Origin of the sequence: Octadecabacter dasysiphoniae, assembly GCF_021532615.1 — a bacterium.
Lineage (GTDB): Bacteria > Pseudomonadota > Alphaproteobacteria > Rhodobacterales > Rhodobacteraceae > Octadecabacter > Octadecabacter dasysiphoniae.
Genome location: NZ_JAKGAQ010000005.1, coordinates 1 through 21345 on the forward strand (window position 1 = coordinate 1; position 21345 = coordinate 21345).

The following is a 21345-nucleotide window of genomic DNA, read 5'->3' on the forward strand; positions in this document are numbered from 1 at the left end:
CGGTTTTCGGGCGTCTATTGATTTGAATTTTTCAAGACGATTTGTTGTAAGCCGCCGTTCATGCGTCTCGCAGCATTCGTCAATTAGGGCTCAAAGCGGACTTTCGCTGTGATTGCAAACTATGCTTCTGTTTCCGCTTTCGCTTTTTCCGCCACCTTCACCTGATCCCACAGCGTGTCCATTTCTTCCAGATCACTGTCGGCCGGGGTTTTGCCTGCTAACGCCAACGCATCTTCAACACCTTCAAACCGGCGCTGGAATTTGGCGTTGGCGGCGCGCAGGGCGTCTTCGGGGTTCACGTTGAGGTGACGGGCGAGGTTGGCCATCACGAACAGCAGATCGCCAACTTCTTCGGTTAGGGCGTCGTGGGACAGGGTATCGCGGGCTTCGACCACCTCGGCGGCTTCTTCAGCGATTTTATCGATGACATGGCCGACGTCAGGCCAATCAAAACCGACGCGGGCGGCGCGTTTTTGCAGTTTTAACGCGCGCAGCAGGGCGGGCAGGCCGATTGCGACACCATCGAGAGTTCGGCCCTCTGCGCGCCCCGCACGTTCCGCGGCCTTGATCGTTTCCCAATCAGCGCTTTGTTGATCCACGGATTTGTCGCGCGATTCGTCGCCGAACACATGGGGATGCCGCGCGACCATTTTGTCTGACATTGTGCGCGCCACGTCCGCGAAATTAAACGCGCCCGCATCATCCGCCATTTGCGCATGGAACACGGATTGAAACAGCAGATCGCCAAGTTCACCGCGCAGATCATCCATATCCCCGCGTTCTATGGCATCCGCGACCTCATATGCTTCTTCGATGGTGTAGGGCGCGATGGTGGCGAAGGTTTGTTCGATGTCCCACGGGCAGCCGGTTTCGGGATCGCGCAGGGCGCGCATGATCGCCAAAAGACGATCCATCTGGCGGGCAGGATCGGTGGAATGGATCAGCGTGTCGTCAGGCATTGAGGGGCGGCTCCTTTGATGTAAGACTAGGCTATTGTCCCCATAGCCCGAGGTCCAGCCATGCCCGTCATCAACTCAATCGCTGCATTTGCCGACGACATGACGCAGTGGCGCAGATATCTGCACCAGCATCCCGAACTGGGCCAGCAGTGCCATGACACCGCCGCCTATGTGGTTGAACGGTTGCGGGAATTCGGCGTAGATGAAATCCATGAAGGTGTGGCGATTTCGGGGGTCGTCGCGATTATCAACGGCCAAGGCGACGGACCGACGATTGGCCTGCGCGCAGATATGGACGCGCTGCCGATTGAGGAAACGACAGGTGCAGCGTGGGCATCCCTGAACCCCGGAAAAATGCATGCTTGCGGGCACGACGGGCACACGACGATGTTGCTGGGCGCTGCGCGGTATCTGGCGCAGACCCGCAATTTCAAAGGGCGCATCGCGCTGATTTTCCAACCCGCCGAGGAAACCGGCGGCGGGGCGGAATTGATGGTGCAAGAAGGGATGTTGGACACGTTCGACATCCGCGAGGTTTACGCCCTGCACAATATGCCGGACGTTCCCGTGGGGCAGTTTTACACCACGCCGGGGCCGATCATGGCGGCGGTTGATACGTTCCACGTTGATATCAAAGGGGAAGGCGGGCACGGGGCCTATCCGCAGGACACGCGTGATCCGATCCCCGCGGCGCTGTCGATTGGGCAGGCCATGGGCACGATTGTGTCGCGCAATCACCGCGCACTGGATGATCTGGTGGTGTCAGTGACGATGATCCATGCGGGCACGGCCGACAACATCATCCCCGAAAGCGCCTATCTGGGCGGCACGGTGCGCACGTTTGACAAAAAGGTGCAGGCCATGGTGAAGGCGCGGATGGCGCAGATTGTTGACGGGCAGGCGGCGGCGTTCAACGTTGAGGCCACGCTGCGCTACGAAGAAGGATTTCCGGCGACGATCAACACGCCAGAGCCGACGGCGTTTGCCGCACAGGTCGCGCGCGAGGTTGCGGCCGAAGGGATGGTAACGGACGACGCCACACGCGAAATGGGCGCGGAGGATTTTGCGTATTTTCTGGAGAAGCGCCCAGGATCGTATTTGTTTGTGGGCAACGGCGATACGGCAGGATTGCACCAGCCCAATTATGATTTTGATGATGCGGCGGCCCCTTATGGCGCGTCGTTCTTTGCGCGCCTTGCGGAACGTGCATTGCCGTTGGAGGACGCGTAATGGCGCTGACCGATGCCAAGGGCCAGATCGATCTGGCATTCACACGGGACGACCTGAAGGGGTGCGCCTTTGAAAATACGTTCGGCGGGGCGACGTCGTTTTTGCGCCGCAAATACACCAAGGATTTGCGCGGCGTTGATCTGGCTGTGACGGGCATGCCGTTTGATCAGGCGGTTACCAACCGCCCCGGCACACGGTTTGGCCCGCGCGCGATCCGCGAGGCGTCCACGTTGCAGCCCTATGATCCGCCCTATGGCTGGGGGTTTGATCCGCTGGGTGATTTTGCCATCGCGGATGTCGGTGATCTGGCGTTTGATTATGCCAATGTTGCGGGGACTCCGGCGGCGATTGAGGCGCATATCGCCGCGATATTGGCCGAAGATGTGGGCACGGTGACGCTGGGCGGGGATCATTTCATCACGTTGCCGATATTGCGGGCCTATGCGGCAAAATACGGCCCCGTGGGGGTGATCCAGTTTGATGCACATTCCGATCTTTGGGCGGACGACGATATGGACCGCGTTGATCACGGCACGTTTATGTACAAGGCGGTGAAGCTGGGCTTGGTGGATCCTGCGCGATCGGTTCAGATCGGGATACGGACCGAGTGCGAAGATTACTGCGGGATCGAATACATCGATGCGCGCACGGTGCATGAAAAGGGCGCAGATTGGGCCGTGGCGCGGGCCAAGGAAATTGTCGGCGACGGTGCAACCTATGTGACGTTTGATATTGACGCGCTGGACCCTGCGTTCGCACCGGGTACGGGCACGCCCGTTTGGGGTGGTTTGGCCAGCTGGCAGGCGGCGGCGATGCTGCGCTGCCTTGCGGGGATCAACATGGTGGGCGGCGATGTGGTTGAGGTTTCGCCCGCCTACGACAGCGGTGGGATTACGGCAGTGGCGGGGGCGCATGTCGCGTTTGAGCTGTGCTGTCTGCATTTGTGGGGAAAACGATGAGCGATTTTAACCAACCGGTTTCGGGCAATGATCTGGCGCGATTTGCCGGGCTTCAGACGTTTATGCGCCTGCCGGACGTCGCAAGTGCTGAAGGGCTGGATGTCGGGTTTATCGGCATCCCCATGGATATCGGCACCAGCTGGCGATCCGGCACGCGGTTCGGCCCCAAACAACTGCGCCAAGAAAGCGCGATGATCCGGCCCTATAACATCCAGACGGGGGCCGCGCCGTTTGACAGTTTGCAATGTGGGGACCTTGGCGATATCGCGATCAACACGTTTAACCTAGCCGATAGTTTGTCCATTATTCAAAGCACTTACGAGGATATCTTAAACCATCCCGTAATCCCCATGGGCCTTGGCGGGGATCATTCCCTGACTTTGCCGATCTTACGGGCGATGGCGAAGAAACACGGACCTGTGGCACTGGTGCATGTGGACGCCCATGCCGACGTAAACGACGAGATGTTCGGAGAGCGTGAAACCCATGGCACCGTGTTTCGCCGTGCGTATGAAGAAGGCCTGCTAGTGCCTTCAAAAGTATGGCAAATCGGTCTTCGCGGTACAGGTTACACGGCTGAGGATTTTACTGAGGCGGCGGATTGGGGATTTAATCAGCGACTTGCATCATCTTTATGGCACAAGCCTTTGGATACGTTGGGAAAAGAGATCGCGGCGTCTATCGGGGATCACCCTTGTTACATCACCTATGACATCGACAGTTTGGACCCGAGTTTTGCACCCGGAACCGGCACGCCCGAGATTGGCGGCCTAACGACGATGCAAGCGATGGAGCTCATCCGTAATTTGCGCGGGCTGAACATCATCGGGTGCGATCTGGTTGAGGTTTCGCCCCCCTATGATACGACGGGCAACACAGCGCTGACGGGGGCCAATATCATGTTCGAGATGTTGAGCATTCTGCCCGGTGTTAAATACCGATAAATGAGGGGTTCTATGTTCTTTTACGTCCTTGCCGGATTTGTTGCGGCTGTTGTCGTGCTGATGGTCTGGGTGCGCGTTGCGCCGACGGATGTCGCGTTTTGGCACGACCCCAAGCTGCCTGTCATGGGACCGGGTGATTATCCGGCGGCGGGTGCGCATGTGGCGCAACGCCCGTTGGTTGGGGATGGCCGCGCAGAACTTGCCGCACTTGATCAGATTATCCGCGCCACGCCGCGCACGCGTGTGTTGGCGGGATCGGTTGCGGATGAAAAAATTACCTACGTAACGCAGACCCGTTGGATGGGGTTTCCCGATTACACGACCGTCACGTTGGCGCAGTTGCTGACGACGGAAATGTCCACGGTTCAGATTTACAGCCGCCTGCGATTTGGCAAGGCGGATCTGGGCGTGAACCGTGCGCGGATCGAAAATTGGCTGTCGCAATGGCAAGCGGTGAGGGACGCGCAATGATCCCCAATGATCGTCTGATGCAGATCACCGAACGGTTCGAATTCCTTGAGGCCCGCATGGGCGAAGGCCTCGGCGGCGACGAGTTTGTTGCCGTCAGCCGCGAATACGCGGAGCTTCGACCTGTGGTTGAGGTCGTGCGCAGCTATCAGGAGCTGGTGGCCGAGATCGAGGGTGCCGAAGCCATGCTGGCCGACCCCGAAATGAAAGAACTGGCAGAGATGGAATTGCCAGACCTGCGCGAACGGTTGCCGGACGCGGAACAGGCCGTAAAGCTGGCGCTGATCCCGCGCGATGCAGCAGATGGTAAGCCCGCGCTGGTGGAAATCCGCCCCGGAACCGGTGGCGACGAAGCGGCGTTGTTTGCCGGCGATTTGTTGCGAATGTATCAGAAGTACGCCGAAAACATGGGCTGGAAGTTCGAAATTCTTGAAGAATCACAATCCGAGCTTGGCGGGATCAAGGAGGTCACGGCGCGGGTGGCGGGATCAAACGTCTTTGCGCGCATGAAACATGAAAGCGGTGTGCACCGTGTTCAGCGTGTGCCTGAAACCGAAAGCGGCGGGCGTATCCACACATCGGCGGCGACGGTGGCGGTGATGCCCGAGGCCGAAGATGTGGACATTCAGATCAACGCCAATGACATCCGTATTGATACGATGCGCGCGTCCGGATCGGGCGGGCAGCACGTGAACACCACCGATTCAGCCGTGCGGATCACGCACATGCCGTCGGGGATTGTTGTGACCAGTTCCGAGAAATCCCAGCACCGCAACCGCGAGATCGCGATGCAGGTTCTCAAGACGCGGCTGTATGATGCGGAACGCCAGAAACTACATGACGAACGAAGCGCGGATCGTGCCAGTCAGGTGGGATCGGGGGATCGCTCAGAACGCATCCGCACCTATAATTTCCCCCAAGGGCGCGTGACGGATCACCGGATTAACCTGACACTGTATAAGCTGGATCAGGTGATGCAGGGCGATCTGGACGAGGTGATCGACGGGTTGATCCAGGACGCCCAAGCCACCGCACTGGCGGAGATGGGCGGGTGACATTGCCCGTCGATCTGGCGGGGGTGTTGGCGGCCCATTCGGATGAACATGCCATTGCTTTGGCGGTGCGGTTGGGGCGGCAATACCTTGAATTTGCGTCCAACCCGGATCGCGAGGCGAAAGTGTTGCTGGTTCAGGCGACGGGCCGTGAATTGCACAATCTAACGCGGGCGGATTTTGATGCAGCGACGATGGACCGCTATATCGCCCTGTGTGAACGCCGCCGGGCGCGCGAACCGATGGCGCATATTCTGGGCACGCGTGATTTTTGGAAACACAGCTTTGTTGTCACCAAAGACGTGCTTGATCCGCGGCCCGATACGGAAACCCTTGTGCAGGCTGCGCTTGAGGTTCCGTTTGCGCGGGTGCTTGACCTTGGAACAGGGTCCGGTTGCATTTTGATTTCTGTGTTGGCGGATCGGTCAGGGGCAACGGGCGTGGGGGCGGATGTGTCTGAGGCCGCGCTTGAGGTTGCGGCGCAAAATGTCATGGCGATTGGCGTTTATGAGCGCTGCGTACTTGTCCAATCCGATTGGTTTGAAGGGGTCGACGGCACATTTGATCTTATCGTGTCAAATCCCCCCTATATCGCAGAAGACGAGATGCCCACGCTGGCGCCGGAATTGTCGTTTGAACCGCGCATTGCCCTCACGGATGGGGGCGACGGGTTGTCGTGTTACCGCATTCTTGCGGACGGGGCGGGTGCGCATTTGAACGCGGGCGGGTGGTTGATGGTGGAAATCGGGCCGACTCAAGCAGGGCAGGTGGCGCAGATGTTTAGGGCCGCGGGGCTGGTGGCGGTCGGGATTCGCCGCGATCTGGATGGGCGCGATCGCGTTGTTGTGGGCCAAAAGCCGCTTTAATGGGCTGTTTTGCAGGAAGTTACATAGAATCTACTTGCGATTAACGTCTTTGACGGCATAGTCATAGGTGTCGGACGGAGCTGGGCCACTTGGCCCCTCATTCGACACACGCCAGAACATCGCAAGCCGCGTATTTGATAGGTCCCGCATGAGGTGGGGTCGGGCTGCGACAGAGAAAACAGGCTGCTTCCTTTATGAAATCTTCACGATCGCGTTCGCGGAACAAGAACCGTAACAACAACCGCCCGTCGGGTGGCAACATCGTCAACCGCGTCTTCGACAGCTCCGGGCCCGAAGGCAAGGTGCGTGGAACGCCCCAGCAGGTTGTTGAAAAATACACGCAGCTGCACCGCGATGCGATCCTGAGCAATGACCGCGTGAACGCCGAAAACTTTGCCCAACACGCAGAGCATTACACGCGGATGCTGGCCGAGGCCCAAAAAGAGATCGACGCCAAGCGCGAAGAACAAGAAAAGCAGAACCGCGACCGCCAAGCAGAGCGGGACCGCGAACGCCAGGAACGCCTGAAGGCGCAAGAAGAAGCCGCCGCCGCAGCACCCGTTGAGGCCGAGGCTGGCGATACCGGTCTGGTTGAAACACCCGAAGAAACAGCGCCCAAGAAACGGCGCACCCGCAAACCCAAAGTGCGCCCCGATCAGCCCCCAGAGGGCGGCGAAGCGCCAGAAGCGGCAGAGTAAGTTCGCAGAGTAATTTCAAAAGGCCCTCGGTGACGGGGGCCTTTTTCGTTTGGGTCAGGTTTGTGTGCTCAGGCTGCGGGCCAATGCGCAGAAACCTTCAACGTCGATCTGTTCGGCGCGTTCTGTGGGTTTGATCCCTGCGGCGTTCAGGTGGTCTTCGATGTCCGGTGTCAGCCCCTTAAGGGACGAGCGCAGCATTTTGCGGCGTTGGTTGAACGCGGTTGCGGTCACGTGTTGCAGCATTTTGGCGTCCGCCGGAAAGCGTGGGGCGGGCAGGGCTGTTAGATGCACCACCGCGCTCGAGACTTTGGGCGGCGGCGAAAATGCTTCGGGCGGGAGGTTCATCACGATTGTCGCGTCTGTGCGCCACTGCGCCAGCACCGCAAGGCGCCCGTAGGCCTTTGACCCCGGTTCTGCGGTAATACGCTGTGCGACTTCGCGTTGAAACATCAGCGTGAGGCTGTCCCAGAAGGGGGGCCATTCAGGGGGGGTCAGCCAGCGCACCAGCAATTCGGTGCCGATATTATAGGGCAGATTGGCAGCCACGCGGATGGGCGGCGTCAGATGATCCCGCGGATTGATGTCAAGGGCATCCCCCAGCATCACCTTCAGGCGGTCCGGATAGGCGGTTTCGATCTCGGCCAATGCGGGCAGGCAGCGTTCGTCCTTTTCGATGGCAAGGACGCGGCGTGCGCCTTCGGCCAAAAGGCCCCGTGTCAGCCCGCCCGGCCCGGGGCCGATTTCAAGAACGTCATGATCGTCGTTTCGCCCCGACAGGCGTGCGATTTTCGCAGTGAGGTTGAGATCGAGCAAGAAGTTCTGACCAAGCGATTTTTTCGCCGCCAACCCGTGGGTGTCGATGACCTGCTTGAGGGACGGAAGGTGGTCAATACTCATATCTGCGCCCCTGGTTCACCTGGCCAAAAAAACTCCCCCCGGAGGGTCTGTTGGTCGTCATGCCCGTGCCTGTCCCATGTTCGCGGCCATTTTCAGTGCGGCGATCATGGAAGTGGCGTCGGCTATGCCTTGGCCAGCGATATCAAAGGCAGTGCCGTGATCGGGCGACGTGCGCACAAAGGGCAGACCCAGTGTGACGTTCACACCACCCGAAAAGTCCAGCGTCTTGATCGGGATAAGGGCCTGATCGTGGTACATGCAAATGGCGGCATCATAGCGCGCGCGGGCCGCCGGGTGGAACATGGTATCGGCGGACAGCGGTCCTGCAATGTCGAACCCTTCGGCGCGCAGGGCGTCCAGCGTCGGGGTGATCATTTCGATTTCTTCCATGCCCATTTTGCCGCCTTCGCCTGCGTGGGGGTTCAAGCCCGCTACGGCAAGGCGTGGTTGGGCGATGCCAAAATCGCGTTTGAGCGCGGCGTGGGTGATCAGGATTGTGTCGGTCAGGGTGGCGGCAGACAGTTGGTCGGCGACCTGCGCCAGCGGTATGTGGATCGTGGCGGGTACGACGCGCAGCAGATCGCAGGCCAGCATCATGACCACATGATCGCGCCCCGCCAGTGCGGCGAGGTATTCCGTGTGACCGGGGTAGGCGAAATCGGCGCCATCGATCAGCGCCTGTTTGTGGATCGGGGCGGTGCAGACCGCACTGGCGTCACCCGATTGCACGAGTGCCACGGCATCGGCGATGGCATCAATCACGCCTTGGGCGTGGGCGGGGTTTGGGGTGCCGGGCACACGCGGTGCGCCGAAATCGCGTGGTAAAACCGGAAAGGCGGTGGCGGTTGCGGCGTCTGCGGCGGTCGTGACGGCCTGCCAATCGGTGCCGTCTGGCAAATGGGTCGGGTCGCCGATCCAGACCATGGGGATATCGCGCCCCACGGCGTTCCATGCGGCCACGGCGATTTCAGGGCCGATGCCTGCGGGTTCGCCGCAGCTGATGGCGATGGGTTTCATCTGTTCGGCTTACGGGAAGGTGATCGTCGCAGCGGCGCGCAGGTCCGCCAGCAGCGCATCTGCGAAGGTGCTCAGCCGCTGGGAACGCAGCTGGTTGCGGACCGTTTCACGATCAACCCCTTCGCCCAGGGACGGCGTGCGGCCACACATCATCAAGAACACCAGCGTGTCCCCGTTCGAGCGGGTGAGTGAATAGTTTGCTTCGCCCGGATCAAGCGTGGCAAGAACCATCGCCACGTCTTGCGGGATTTCGGCGGGGGGCAGAACGTCGCGTTGAAGCTGGTCTTCGGGAAGGCCGCGGGCTTCTCCGTATAGATCATCGCAGGTGTCCACACGCCCGTCGATACGGCGCGCTTCGTTCAGGGCGCGTTCGCTGAGGCCGCCCGCGATGTAGAAGGCAGCATATTCAATCGCGGCAGGTTCTGGTGCGGCTTGCGTGACTTCGCGCACGCCGCGCATCTGGAACAGGGCGACGCCATTGGTGATCGGGATCGGGTCCGTGACCTCACCGGGTGCGAGATCAAGCAAGAGACTGCGCAGGGCTGGCGGGTAGTTGGCAATCGGCAACCAATCGAGGCGTCCGCCCCGTGTGCGCGAGGGCAACGCCGAGACGCGGCGGGCTTCCCCCTCAAACGCGGAGGTCGAGGTGATCTGCGAGATGCGCTGTGCTGTGGCCAGCGCGGCGGCGGCGCGTGGTGGCGGTGCTGCGATGATAATTTCGTTCAGCAGAACTTCGATGCCGGATGATCCGCTGGATTGGCCCAAGGCCTGATCAATCTCTGCCTCAGAGATTTGGGCGCGGTCCGAAAAGCGCGAGCGGATGTAGTCGCGCCAGCTGACATTGACGCGCACGAAATCGCGAAAGGTTTCTTCGGACACGCCAGATTGGCCCAGCACAGTGATAAACTGGTCGAGTTCCAAATTCGCACGGCCGGCAAATTCACCCATTGCGCCGCGCAGGCCTTCGTCGGTGATGCGCAATCCTGCGTCGTTCAGCGCCTCAAGTTTCAGGCGGTCTTCGATCAATTGATCTGTCGCGATCTGTTGCAGATTGCCGGGGGTGCGGAACACTTCGAGCATCTCGATCCGCTGGTTGATTTCGAATTCGCTGACAACGGAATCGTTGACGACAATTGCGGGGGCAAATTGGGCCACAGCAAAGCTGGGCGACATCAGGGCCAGTGTTGTGGCAATCGCTGAAATCAGTGCGCGCATTGGAATCCTCGTTTTTTATCTGCTCGGGTCGTGGTCAATTCGTACAACGGTGCGGGGCGGCGTTTGTGGTGCCTGCGGCGCTAAAGCCGTTCAGCGACACAGACAGCCCGAAATCCGTGCTTGCGGTAACTGTAGTGGAAGACGAGAACGTGCGCGACACCGAAAAATCGACGGCCACACATTCGTTCTGCCAGCCGATGTCCAGCCCCGCTGACGTGGGTTCATCTGCCAGAACATCATAGCGCGCATCAACGCCGACGGACCAAATGCTATCAAAGCGGTAGGTGGTATCAAAGGCGAGTTCACCAACGTCATCGGCGCGGTCTTCGTCCAGATCTGCAGGCAGATAGATATAGCTTGCCGTGAGGTCGAGGTTGTCACCGGACCAGCCTGCGCGTGTTTCGGTTTTGGTGATGTCAAATCCGCTGCTGACGATTAGGCGGCTGTCCAGATAAAGGCCGTTTGGCGTGCGCAATTGTCCGCCGATCAGCCAATCGGACGCGGTGCTGCCAAGGCCTGAGCTGGTCGAGAAATTGGTGTCTTCTTCATCGCGAAAGACACGGCCCACTGTCATGGTGCTGTCCCAACCCGATTGGCCCATGCGTGTCCACGTCAGGCCAACGGCAGCGCGCAGGCCTTCTTCGACGGCGTCTTCGCCCGAAAAGCGAGAGATGGACAAAAGGTTGGCTTGGTCAAATTCAATCGCGCTGCTGTCTTCGTTTTCAACCGCGTCCCCATCCACTGCCGACCACGCAAGCTGCACGACGGGTTCGATGGTGTGGGTTGCGCGTTCGGATTTGCGCATTAGCGGGTAGCGCAGGGTTGTCTGGCCATAAACGGTGCTGCGGAACGTGTCATCGATCAGGTTGTCGTCGCTGACATTGTAGTAATCGATGTTAAAGCCCAGCGTGCCGTCAACCACCACGCCAAGGTCCGTGACGGTGTTGCCATACCACTGGGTGCCAGCCCCGACGCGGGCCACATCGCGCCCTTCGAGGTCCGTGGCGGTGCGGGGCACGGATGTTTCACGGTAATGGGATTGCATGTCTGTCGTGAAAGTCCATGTGCCGCCCCATTCCGGTGTGGTGCGCCGTTCCCAAGATATATCCGCCAGCAAGGGGGGCAGGGTTTCCGATTGTTCGCCGTCACGCAGGGAGGAATAATAGGTCATGGAGGCCAGCGTCATGTCGCGGTCGCGGACGCGTTCGAACGAAATCTCGCTGTCGAGGCGGTCTTTGTCTGAGTAGTCGTATTCGAGCAGGTAGGCGTCATCGGATGTGTATTCGATGTCAAAGCGCAGCTTTACGTCATCGCCGAGGTCGAAAATACCATCGGCAAACAGGTAGGCGCGGGTGCCGTCCTTTAGGTCATCGCGGGTCACCGCGCCTTCAATCGCGATTTCACCACGCACATAGGCCTGACGATACGCCGCTTCGAGGGTGGTGGTTGAGGTCGACAGGTAGGGCGTTATCGTGAGGTCCCGGTGATCACCAAGGCGAATGAAATACGGAAGTTTTATCCCGATCCCGAGGTTGTCGGTGTTGCGCAGGCTTGGCGTCAGCAGACCTGTGGCGCGTTCAAGCGTTGGATCGGGCAGACGCATGCGGGGCAGATAGAAGATCGGCACGCCCATGACGCGGAAGGTGGCATCGTCAAAATAAAGCTGCTGTTCGTCAGTGTCATGGATCACGCGGCGGGCGCGGATTTCCCATAGCGGTGTTTCACCGTCCGCACAGATATGACAAGACGTGGCCGCGACCTGATAAAGCTGGGTGTAGCGCCCATCAACGCGGTCAATCCGGTTGGCGGCCAATTGCAATTGTTCATCCAGCACCAGACGGGCGCCGCGCAGAATGCCGTTTTCCAGTTGCGGATCAAGCGACGCGGCATCGGCGGAAAAGATCGTGCCGTCCGCGCCGACGATAAAGACGGGGCCATCAATGATCAGGCGGTCACTGGCCTGATCAAACGTGATGCGGCGCGCGGACAGGCGGGTGCCGTCAAAGAAGACCTCAACGTTGCCTTCGGCCACCAAGGATTGCCCGCCGGCGGGGATGAACACATTGTCCGCCACCAGCGTTGCGGCGGCTTGGGCGTGGGCCATGAAGGGCAGCAGCGTCAGGAGGGCTGCCAGTAAGTGCCGGATCATCCGTCCTCCAGATGCAAAAGCAGACCAAGTGAACCACCGATCGCCGCAAGCGGTGGGGCCCAAGCGGCCAGAAGGGCAGGGATTTGCCCGTTCTCGCCTAAGATTTGCGCGAAGTTGCGCAAGAAGAACAGGGCAAAACAGATCAGAATGGCCGATAAGACCATGACACCCGTGCGCCCGCCGCGTTGGTGACGCATGGTAAAGCCCGCACCGATCAGCACCATGGCGACCAGAAAGGCGGGCAGGGCCAGTTCCATCTGGAACCAGACCTCATGGCGGGTGGCGGAAAAGCCCGCGACCTCAAGGCGGTCGATGAAGGCCGGAAGTTCCCATATTGGTATTGAGGACGGATCGCCAAAGCTGTCGCGGATTTCATCGGCCGTGAGAGTGGAGGGGACGCGCAGGCTGGAATGGGTGGTGGCGCGGGCCTCAGCGACGCCAGTGCCATCCAGGGGCCAGGCTTTCGCGTCAATCAAATCCCATGCACCGGGGGTGAGGCGGGCAAAGGCCGCTTCGATCCGGCGTGTGGGGCCGCCTTCCGGTGTGAAGGTGATGAACGTCACCCCCGCAAGTTCGGTGCCATCAAGGTTGGTGCCATTCGCGCGGATCACGGTCTGGCTGCTGTCGTTGCCTTGACGCAACCACAACCCGTTGCCTGAAATCGATAAGACCGATGGCGCGCCTGACCGCAGCGTGGCCTCGCGGGTTTCGAATTCCTTTGAGGTGGCGGCAACGATGGGGTTGAACACACCGACAGTGATGGCGCCAATAAGGGCTGTCACCACGAGGGGGGCAGACAAGGCGCGCAACGCAGATCGCCCCGCCGCCCGCGTGACCACCATTTCAGAGGACCGCGACAGGCCCAGAAACATCGCCAGTGTCGCCAGCACCATAATCAGCGGCATGATCCCGTAAAGACCGCCGGGCAGGTTCAACAGGCTAAGTTGGAGCACATCCCCGAACGGCGCATCCCCCCCGTAGCGGCGCAGCTGTTCCACCAGATCAACCAGCACCATCAGCAAAAAGAACCCGCCGAGGGTTGCCAGAAAGGTCCACGTGAAACGGCGGGCGAAATAGCGATGCAGGATCATGACATGACCCCTGTGAAGGGCTTTGGCTTGCGTTTGAAGAAATAAGGGCGCTGGGACACGTACAGAAGGGCGACACAGGCCGCCACCCCGCTGAGGGACGCAAGATACATCAAGGGCCAAAGCGCGGGTGTCTGGGTGGCGATGCCCGCCCCCACCGTTTCCAGTGCTTTCAGCAACACAAGAAGCAATACGGCGAACAGAATGTTGCGCCACAGGCCAAAGCGGCTGAACCCGCCCGCCACCAAGGCGCAGAACCCGATAAGACCTGCGACAAACCCCAAGGCGGCCTGTGCGATGCGATCATGAACCATAAGGCGCAGTTGTGCGGTGCTTTGATCGCTTTGTGCCAGAAGTTCGGGGGTGGGGAACCATAGATCCCAGCTCATCAAGGCGCTGAGGGCGCGTGCCTTTTCACCTGTGTCCGACATCAGTGATCCGATGTCATAGACAAGGTTTTCAAACCCGGTGGTGGACAGACGCCCTGTGTCGAGGCTGAGGGTCTGGGTCAATCCGTTGACCATCACCAATTGCGGGCCGTTGTCGTTGCGCACGAGGTAGGCGCGCGATGCGGTGTAGGTGACACGGCGGTCCGGGCTGCTGCCCTCGGATATAAAAATATCAAGAAGTTCGCCAGATTGAGAGATTTCGCGGATGTAAAACGTGATGCCGTCTGTCGGGGTCAGAAATTCACCTGGTGTCAAAAGCCCCGCCGTGAGGTTTTGCGCAATTTCGTCTGACCGAAGGGTCAACCGTTCAGAGGACAGCGGGACAAGGACATGGGTCAGGATGGTCATAAGCAGCGCGACAATCGCGCCAAAATAGATGACAGGGCGGGCAAGGCGAAAGGGGGAATACCCCGTGGCCTGTACCACCGTCAGTTCTGATTCCGCTGACATACGATTGGTGACGTAAACAGCCGCGACAAACGCCGACAAAGGCAGCACAATGCGGATCAATCCCGGGAGCGACAGGGACGTGAGTTCCAAGAACACCCAAGCCGATTGGCCATCTGCAATCAGGCTGTCAAACAAACGCACGGCACGGTTGATCCAGTAGACAAGCACCAGGATCAACGAGAAAAAGCCGAACAACGTCAGGAGTTGCCCGAGCATATAGCGATCAAATCGCGCCACGCGTTGCATCCCCCCTTGATTGATGTCGCCTTGGTGGCGCTTTGCTAGCGCATTTGGCGGGCGGACCCAAGTGCTGTCTGGTCAAGGCGCATCGCGCGGGCTACCTATTGCCAAACACACAGTCCAACCGACCCAGAGGTAGCCCCATGACGCAATTGCCCGTTCTTAACATCCTTGAAACGAACCTAGATGACATCGAAACGCGCACAGGGGCTGTCGCTGTTTTTGTCACCCCTGATGGAAAACTGGATCTGTCTGCCCGCAAGGTGAACGCGAAAGCGAAAAAGGCCGTGGCGCGCGCGGTGGAAAGCCAGCAGTTTGAAAAAGCCGCAGAAGGTGATGCGATTGCGCTGTCATTTCCTGCGGGGATGAAGGCCAGCAAGGTTCTGGTTGTGAAACTGGGCCGACGCCCCAGTGTTGAGCTGGCGCGCAAGGCAGGTGCCTCCATTGCCAAGGTACGCGGTGAGGGCGATGTTTTGCTGATGGGCAGCACGGTGTCGCGCATTGCAGACGTGGCGTTTGGTGTCGCACTGCGAGGTTATACGTTCACGCCGCACAAAACCGAAGACGACAAGGCGCTGGGCGATATCAACGTGATGGTCAAAGACGTTGCAGACACCAAGGCTGCGACGGATGTGTTGATGGCTGTGGCCGAGGGCGTCGTGTTCACCCGTGATCTGACGAATGAGCCCGCCAATGTGTTGACCACCACCGAATTCGCCAACCGTCTGGTTGAAATGGAAAGCATCGGTCTGAGCGTTGAGGTTCTGGAAGAAGACGCGCTGGAAAGGCTTGGTATGGGGTCGCTTTTGTGTGTCGGTCTTGGGTCTGCGTCGCCCAGCAAAGTTGTTGTGATGCACTGGAACGGTGGCGGGGACGAAGCGCCGTTCGCGCTGGTCGGGAAGGGCGTTGTGTTTGATACGGGCGGTATTTCGCTAAAACCGGCTGCGGGCATGGAAGACATGACCATGGATATGGGCGGCGCAGGTGTTGTATCTGGCGTGATGAAAACGCTGGCGCTGCGCAAAGCGAAGGCAAATGTGGTCGGACTGGTCGGGCTGGTTGAAAACATGCCGTCGGATCGCGCAACGCGCCCCGGTGATGTGGTGACATCCATGAAGGGCGACACGATTGAGGTGATCAACACCGACGCCGAGGGGCGTTTGGTTCTGGCGGATGTTCTTTGGTACGCACAAGAGCGGTTCAAGCCAACGGGCGTGATCAACCTTGCCACGTTGACTGGGGCCGTGATTGTGGCGCTGGGCCATGAAAATGCCGGTGTGTTTTCCAACAATGACGATCTGTGCAACGGGTTCTTGCGTGCGGCAAAGGCGGAATGCGAAGGCGCGTGGCGTTTGCCGATGGGCAAAGGGTATGACGCCAAAATCAAATCCCGCATTGCGGATATGAAAAACGTCGGCGGGCGTGATGCTGGATCGATCACGGCGGCGCAGTTCTTGCAGCGGTTCATCAAGGACGACATGCCGTGGGCGCATTTGGACATTGCGGGCACGGCATCTGTTAAGGCCGAAACAGCGCTGGCACCAGCGGGTGCTACGGGCTGGGGTGTCATGGCGCTTAACCGTTATATCGCAAATACTTACGAGGCGGAGTAAATCCAATCGGAAGCGCGTATTTCTATCACCTGACGACCGGATCGGTGGAACAAACCCTGCCCATGCTGCTTGAGAAATCACGCGGTGCGGGGTGGCTGGTAGAAGTGCGCGGTGTGGATCGCGGTGCAATGGAACGGCTGGATAACGCGCTTTGGGCTGGTCCACCTGAGGGGTTTTTGCCCCACGGAATGGTCGGCGGGGATCACGATGCGGATCAACCGATTTTGCTGATCACGGGCGAAACGGCATCCAATGGCGCGAATTGTGTAATGTCGGTGCACGGCGCCGTTGTCAGCCCTCAGGAGGTCAAGGACGCACAGCGGGTGTGCGTGCTGTTTGACGGCTATGACGAAGAGGCCCTTTCGGCGGCGCGGGTGCAGTGGAAAACACTAACCGACGCCGGATGTTCGGCGCAGTATTGGTCGCAGGATTCAGGGCGCTGGGAAATGAAGGCTGAAAAGTAATCAGCGGTTCAGGATCAGCAGATCCTGACGGATTTCGATGGATTCAAAACGGCTGAGGTAGGACATGCCCAGCAGGCTGCTTTCCATTTGGCCGGAATTCACGCTGGCGCGGATGCGGGTGTCAGTGATGTCGCCAAGCTGGACCTTATCCAAGCGCACGGGCGCTGTCGCGACTTCGCCGTTGGCCGTGAACGCCGTGCCGATATAAGCGAGGCGGTCTGGATCAAGGCCGATGCGTGCGGCGTCATCCTGTGTCAGCACCACTTGGCTTGCGCCGGTATCCACCAGAAAATCGACGGGCACGTTGTTGATCCGCAGTGTCATGCGAAAGTGATTGTCGCGCCCTTTCGGGACCTCGATCGTGGCGTCGGTGAACGTCGTTTGTTGCTGTGTGAAATCGCGGCTGATGTCATCCCAGTTGTTGGCGACCCCGAACATACCAATGAAAATAAGCCCCCAAATCAGTGCGTTACGCAGCGCACCGTTGTGTAGAATAGACCCGAGAAGGGAAAACCCCAGCAGAATTAAAAAGCCCAATGCAATGATTTGTCCGGCATCCATACCAAACATATAGGGCTAGGATCCCAAACCAAAAGAGCTGAGCCCGTCGAGGACGAATTGAACGGACAGCGCCGCCAGCAACATGCCCAGCAGGCGGGTAACAACCGTGATCCCCGTTTTGCCCAACATCCGTTCAAGCGCAGAGGCGCTGAGGAACATGACAAACACGAGCGCGAGGACGGCCATCAACACACCCATCACCGCAAAGTACCCGGCGGTGTCGTTTGTTTGACCAACAAGCAGTATCACAGTGGCAATGGCGCCGGGCCCCGCGATGAGGGGAATGGCGAGGGGGAAGACGGATGGGTCATCATCGGGTTCATTGTCATCAGTATCTTCGCCGTCGGCCTGATCTTCGCGGCGTTTCTGTCGGCGTTCAAACAACATATCAAGCGCGGTCAGAAACAGGAGAATCCCGCCCGCAATGCGAAACGCGGGCATGGAAATCCCGATAAAGGTCAGGATGCTGGTGCCGAACACTGAAAACAGCAGCAGAATGCCGATGGCGACAGCGCAGGCACGGATGCCGATGGCGCGGCGTTTTTGCGGTGACATGCCGGCCGTTAGGGCGACGAACAAGGGCGCGAGGCCGATGGGGTCGATGACCACGAACAACGCCACGAAGGCTGTGATAAGAAAAGCGGGATCCATATTGATGATCCTTTACGGGCAAAGCGCGAGGGGCAAGGGCGGGAGCCTCCGGCGGGAGTTTATTTTCCTAGATGAAGGGGCGCGGTTCAGGGTTTTTCCGCGGCATCCAGTTTTTCCAAGGCCACCATCCACAGGCTTTCGGCCTTTTTCAGTGCGTCACGGACTTCGGCGTATTTGCGGTTCCAGGTTTCGAGTTCACCTTTGCGGGCGTCTTCGTACAGGACCGGATCGGCGAGCTTTTTGGACAGCTTGTCTGCCATGTCATTGATTTTATTGACGCGGTCTTCACATTTGCGCACGTCGGCCTTCATCGCGAGGATCTGGTCGCGGCTGGCCTTTGGTTTGGCGGGCTTTGGTGGTTTGGCTTTGTCGGCTTTGCGCGTATCCGGCGCGAGCAGCATTTTGCGATAGGCCTGAAGATCGTCGTCATAGACATTGACGCGCCCGTCTTTGACGAGCCAGAGGCGATCCGCCACGAGGGACAGAAGGTGCATGTCGTGAGACACAAGGATGACGGCGCCGGTATAGGCGGTCAGCGCTTCGACGAGGGCTTCGCGCGATTCGATGTCGAGGTGGTTTGTCGGTTCGTCGAGGATCAGCAGGTGTGGGGCGTCGAGTGTGGCAAGTAGAAGCGACAAGCGTGCCTTTTGGCCACCTGACAAACGCCCGACCTCGGTTTCGGCCTGATCTGCGCCGAGGCCAAAGCCGGCCAGACGCGCGCGCAGTTTCGCGCCGCCTTCTTTGCCGCGTTCGCGAAACAAATGATCGAGCGGGGTTTCGTCGATGCGCAGTTCGTCCACTTGGTGTTGGGCGAAGAATCCAATGCGCAGTTTGTTGGACGATGCGAACTTGCCGCCCATCTTTTCAAGGCGACCGGATAGCAGTTTGGACAGGGTTGATTTGCCTTCGCCGTTGCGCCCGAGCAGCGCGATGCGGTCGTCCTGGTCAATGCGCAAATCGAGGCGGTCCAGCACGATTGTATCGCCGTATCCGACTGACACGCCTTCGGTCGCGATGATGGGGGGCGAAAGTTCTTCGGGTTTTGGGAAGGTGAACACGGTGCGCGCGGCGTCTTCTGGTGCGCGGATGGTTTCCATCTTTTCCAGTTGTTTTACACGGGACTGCGCTTGTTTGGCTTTTGATGCCTTGGCCTTGAAGCGGTTTACGAAGGCTTCCAGATGGGCGCGTTTGGCGTCTTGTTTCTTGGCGGCGGACGCCAGCAGCGCACGTTTTTCAGCGCGCTGTTTTACGAACATATCGTAGTTGCCAGTGTAGTAGATCAGCCCTTTGTCTTCGAGGTGCAGGATGCCGCCCACGGAGCGGTTCAGCAATTCGCGATCGTGGGACACAATCAAGACGGTGTGCGGGTATTTAACCAAGTATGCCTCAAGCCAAAGCGCGCCTTCGAGGTCGAGGTAGTTTGTCGGCTCGTCCAGCAGCAACAGATCTGGTTCGGAAAACAGCACAGCGGCAAGGGCCACGCGCATGCGCCAACCACCCGAAAACGCAGAGCAGGGTTCAAGTTGTTCGGCCGCCGTAAACCCGAGGCCTTTGAGAATAGAAGACGCGCGCGCCTCGGCTGACCAAGCATCGATGTCCGTCAGACGCGTCTGGATGTCAGAGATGCGGCCCGGATCGGTGGCGGTTTCGGCTTCGGCCAGCAAGGACACACGTTCGGTGTCAGCGGCCAGCACGGTATTGATCAGGGACACTTCGTTGCCGGGGACTTCTTGGCTGACGCCGCCGATTTTCCAGCCTTGCGGCATGTCGATTTCGCCAGTGTCGAGAACCATTTCGCCACGGATGATTTTGAACAGCGTGGTTTTGCCCGTGCCGTTGCGCCCCACAAGACCCACTTTGTGGCCTGTCGGAATAGTGACGGTGGTGTTTTCCAGCAGCGTACGGCCGGCAACGGAGTAGGTGATTTCTTTGATGCGTAACATAAGGGGGCAGTGCCACGGTGTGCGGGGGGCGTCAATCAGGTGTTGGGGGTATCGCGCCTTGTGCGGCCCGTATCGCGCGTTGCGCCAAAATAATCCCCGCTTTCGTATTGGTGCGCCAGCGCGTATCGAACCTTACAAAGGTCTTGTGATTGCGGGTTGGGCTGTTAGAGCAATGATGGAAGAAGTGGTTCTTATTTGTGTGGTGTTTTTGATCGCCGGGGCGATCAAAGGGACCGTCGGGATCGGTCTGCCGACAGTGTCTGTCGCGCTGATGAGTCAATTTATCGGGCCGCATGATGCGGTTGCGTTGGTTGTGTTTCCGTTATTGATTTCAAACCTTTGGCAGGTCTTTCGCAGCGGGGCGGGGTTGGAAACACTGCACAAGTATGGCTATTTGATCGCGGTGTTGATGGTCACCTTGTGGCTGACCACGTTTGTGACTGTGGGGATTTCACCGGACACTTTGCTGACCACCATCGGGGTCGCGATTGTGATCTTTGCGGCGTCCAGCCTTGTGCGGATGCCGCCGGAATTGCCAGACCGGTTTGACAAGCCCGCGCAGATCATCGCCGGATTTTCGGCGGGCGTTATTGGTGGGCTGACAAGCATTTGGTCGCCGCCGATTGTCACCTATCTGATCGCAAAGCGCACGGATAACGATGAATTCGTCAGGGCTGTCGGGCTTTTCATACTGCTCGGGGGGATCCCGCTTGCGATCGGGTTTTGGCAGACCGGGTTGTTGAACGGGGAAACGGCCCCCATTTCGGCGCTGATGATTGTGCCGACGTTGCTCGGGTTTTCGATCGGGGAGGTTGTGCGAAAGCGCATGGGATCGGGGATGTTTCGAACCGTGCTTTTGTGGATGTTCCTGTTGATGGGGCTTAATCTGCTTCGGCAGGCATTCTTCTGACGGACGCGGCGCAGATGTCTGGAAAACACGCCTTTTCAACGCCCATGACCCATGCTAGCAGCGCCCCAAATCATTCAACCCTTATGAGGTCTTATCATGGCTATCCAGCGCACGTTCTCTATCATCAAACCAGACGCCACTAAGCGTAACCTGACAGGCAAAATCGCTGCCAAGTTCGAAGACGCAGGCCTGCGCATCGTCGCATCCAAGCGCATCCAGCTGACATTGGCACAAGCCCAGCAGTTTTACGGCGTCCACTCTGAGCGTCCGTTCTTTGGCGAATTGTGTGAATTCATGATTTCTGAGCCTATCGTTGTTCAGGTTCTGGAAGGCGAAGACGCGATTGCGAAAAACCGCGAAGTTATGGGCGCAACGAACCCGGCAGACGCCGCAGACGGCACAATCCGCAAAGAATTCGCGCTGAGCATCGGTGAAAACTCTGTTCACGGGTCCGACGCACCAGAAACAGCGGCAGAAGAAATCGCATTCTTCTTCTCCGGCCTTGAGCTGGTTGGCTAAGCG

At 59.0% G+C, this 21345-nt stretch carries 21 protein-coding genes; 11 read left to right on the forward strand and 10 right to left on the reverse strand.

Translation table 11 applies throughout. The annotated features are described in order from the left end of the window. Positions 1–119 precede the first annotated feature (119 nt). Positions 120–959 carry a nucleoside triphosphate pyrophosphohydrolase gene (gene mazG / locus L0664_RS16295; protein WP_235226964.1) on the reverse strand — a complete coding sequence of 280 codons (840 nt, stop codon included), beginning with the start codon at positions 957–959 and terminating at the stop codon, positions 120–122. 60 nt (positions 960–1019) lie between these two features. Between mazG and L0664_RS16300 the strand changes: the two genes are divergently transcribed. The 7 genes from L0664_RS16300 (at position 1020) to L0664_RS16330 (ending at position 7176) form a co-directional block, all read left to right on the forward strand. Beyond that, positions 1020–2189 (forward strand): M20 aminoacylase family protein, encoded by a 1170-nt coding sequence (locus tag L0664_RS16300; RefSeq protein ID WP_235226965.1) that lies wholly within the window; start codon positions 1020–1022, stop codon positions 2187–2189. Continuing rightward, on the forward strand, positions 2189–3148 hold the full coding sequence (speB, locus tag L0664_RS16305) for an agmatinase (RefSeq protein WP_235226966.1): 960 nt from the start codon (positions 2189–2191) through the stop codon (positions 3146–3148). Before L0664_RS16300 ends, speB (L0664_RS16305) begins: the two co-directional genes overlap by 1 nt. Beyond that, positions 3145–4092: an agmatinase gene (gene speB / locus L0664_RS16310; protein ID WP_235226967.1), complete on the forward strand. Its 948-nt coding sequence runs from the start codon at positions 3145–3147 to the stop codon at positions 4090–4092. Before speB (L0664_RS16305) ends, speB (L0664_RS16310) begins: the two co-directional genes overlap by 4 nt. Beyond that, positions 4093–4563, forward strand: a complete 471-nt coding sequence (locus L0664_RS16315; RefSeq protein ID WP_235226968.1) for a DUF1499 domain-containing protein — start codon at positions 4093–4095, stop codon at positions 4561–4563. Continuing rightward, the gene (gene prfA / locus L0664_RS16320) at positions 4560–5615 is read left to right on the forward strand and encodes a peptide chain release factor 1 (RefSeq protein WP_235226969.1); all 1056 of its coding nucleotides are present in this window, start codon (positions 4560–4562) and stop codon (positions 5613–5615) included. The genes L0664_RS16315 and prfA overlap by 4 nt, the downstream gene beginning before the upstream one ends. Beyond that, a complete protein-coding gene (gene prmC, locus L0664_RS16325) occupies positions 5612–6478 on the forward strand; it encodes a peptide chain release factor N(5)-glutamine methyltransferase (RefSeq protein WP_235226970.1) in 867 nt (288 codons plus the stop codon). Before prfA ends, prmC begins: the two co-directional genes overlap by 4 nt. A gap of 194 nt (positions 6479–6672) precedes the next feature. Next, positions 6673–7176 (forward strand): DUF4167 domain-containing protein, encoded by a 504-nt coding sequence (locus tag L0664_RS16330; RefSeq protein WP_235226971.1) that lies wholly within the window; start codon positions 6673–6675, stop codon positions 7174–7176. 54 nt (positions 7177–7230) lie between these two features. Here the strand turns inward: L0664_RS16330 and rsmA are convergent, their stop codons facing one another. The 6 genes from rsmA to lptF are packed head-to-tail and all read right to left on the reverse strand — an operon-like array spanning position 7231 to position 14678. Next, a complete protein-coding gene (gene rsmA / locus L0664_RS16335; RefSeq protein ID WP_235226972.1) occupies positions 7231–8073 on the reverse strand; it encodes a 16S rRNA (adenine(1518)-N(6)/adenine(1519)-N(6))-dimethyltransferase RsmA in 843 nt (280 codons plus the stop codon). Positions 8074–8130: 57 nt separating this feature from the next. Further along, complete coding sequence (pdxA, locus tag L0664_RS16340) at positions 8131–9090, reverse strand: 4-hydroxythreonine-4-phosphate dehydrogenase PdxA (RefSeq protein WP_235226973.1); 960 nt, start codon at positions 9088–9090, stop codon at positions 8131–8133. A 9-nt stretch (positions 9091–9099) separates the two neighbouring features. After that, positions 9100–10305, reverse strand: a complete 1206-nt coding sequence (locus L0664_RS16345) for a peptidylprolyl isomerase (RefSeq protein WP_235226974.1) — start codon at positions 10303–10305, stop codon at positions 9100–9102. A gap of 34 nt (positions 10306–10339) precedes the next feature. Next, entirely contained in the window at positions 10340–12454 is a 2115-nt protein-coding gene (locus L0664_RS16350; RefSeq protein WP_235226975.1) for an LPS-assembly protein LptD, read from the reverse strand. Further along, on the reverse strand, positions 12451–13545 hold the full coding sequence (lptG, locus tag L0664_RS16355; RefSeq protein ID WP_235226976.1) for an LPS export ABC transporter permease LptG: 1095 nt from the start codon (positions 13543–13545) through the stop codon (positions 12451–12453). Before lptG ends, L0664_RS16350 begins: the two co-directional genes overlap by 4 nt. Next, a complete protein-coding gene (lptF, locus tag L0664_RS16360; protein ID WP_235226977.1) occupies positions 13542–14678 on the reverse strand; it encodes an LPS export ABC transporter permease LptF in 1137 nt (378 codons plus the stop codon). Before lptF ends, lptG begins: the two co-directional genes overlap by 4 nt. Positions 14679–14824: 146 nt before the next feature. Between lptF and L0664_RS16365 the strand changes: the two genes are divergently transcribed. Beyond that, a complete protein-coding gene (locus L0664_RS16365) occupies positions 14825–16294 on the forward strand; it encodes a leucyl aminopeptidase (RefSeq protein ID WP_235226978.1) in 1470 nt (489 codons plus the stop codon). Between the two features lie 5 nt (positions 16295–16299). Continuing rightward, on the forward strand, positions 16300–16758 hold the full coding sequence (locus L0664_RS16370; protein WP_235227205.1) for a DNA polymerase III subunit chi: 459 nt from the start codon (positions 16300–16302) through the stop codon (positions 16756–16758). Here the strand turns inward: L0664_RS16370 and L0664_RS16375 are convergent, their stop codons facing one another. The 3 genes from L0664_RS16375 to L0664_RS16385 all read right to left on the reverse strand — a co-directional run bounded on the left by L0664_RS16375 (position 16759) and on the right by L0664_RS16385 (position 19913). Then, complete coding sequence (locus tag L0664_RS16375; RefSeq protein ID WP_235226979.1) at positions 16759–17328, reverse strand: retropepsin-like aspartic protease family protein; 570 nt, start codon at positions 17326–17328, stop codon at positions 16759–16761. Between the two features lie 6 nt (positions 17329–17334). Beyond that, positions 17335–17970 (reverse strand): MarC family protein, encoded by a 636-nt coding sequence (locus L0664_RS16380; RefSeq protein WP_235226980.1) that lies wholly within the window; start codon positions 17968–17970, stop codon positions 17335–17337. 86 nt (positions 17971–18056) lie between these two features. Next, complete coding sequence (locus L0664_RS16385) at positions 18057–19913, reverse strand: ABC-F family ATP-binding cassette domain-containing protein (RefSeq protein ID WP_235226981.1); 1857 nt, start codon at positions 19911–19913, stop codon at positions 18057–18059. A 172-nt stretch (positions 19914–20085) separates the two neighbouring features. Between L0664_RS16385 and L0664_RS16390 the strand changes: the two genes are divergently transcribed. Next, positions 20086–20823: a sulfite exporter TauE/SafE family protein gene (locus L0664_RS16390; RefSeq protein ID WP_235226982.1), complete on the forward strand. Its 738-nt coding sequence runs from the start codon at positions 20086–20088 to the stop codon at positions 20821–20823. Positions 20824–20919: 96 nt separating this feature from the next. After that, the gene (ndk, locus tag L0664_RS16395; protein WP_235226983.1) at positions 20920–21342 is read left to right on the forward strand and encodes a nucleoside-diphosphate kinase; all 423 of its coding nucleotides are present in this window, start codon (positions 20920–20922) and stop codon (positions 21340–21342) included. Positions 21343–21345 lie beyond the last annotated feature (3 nt).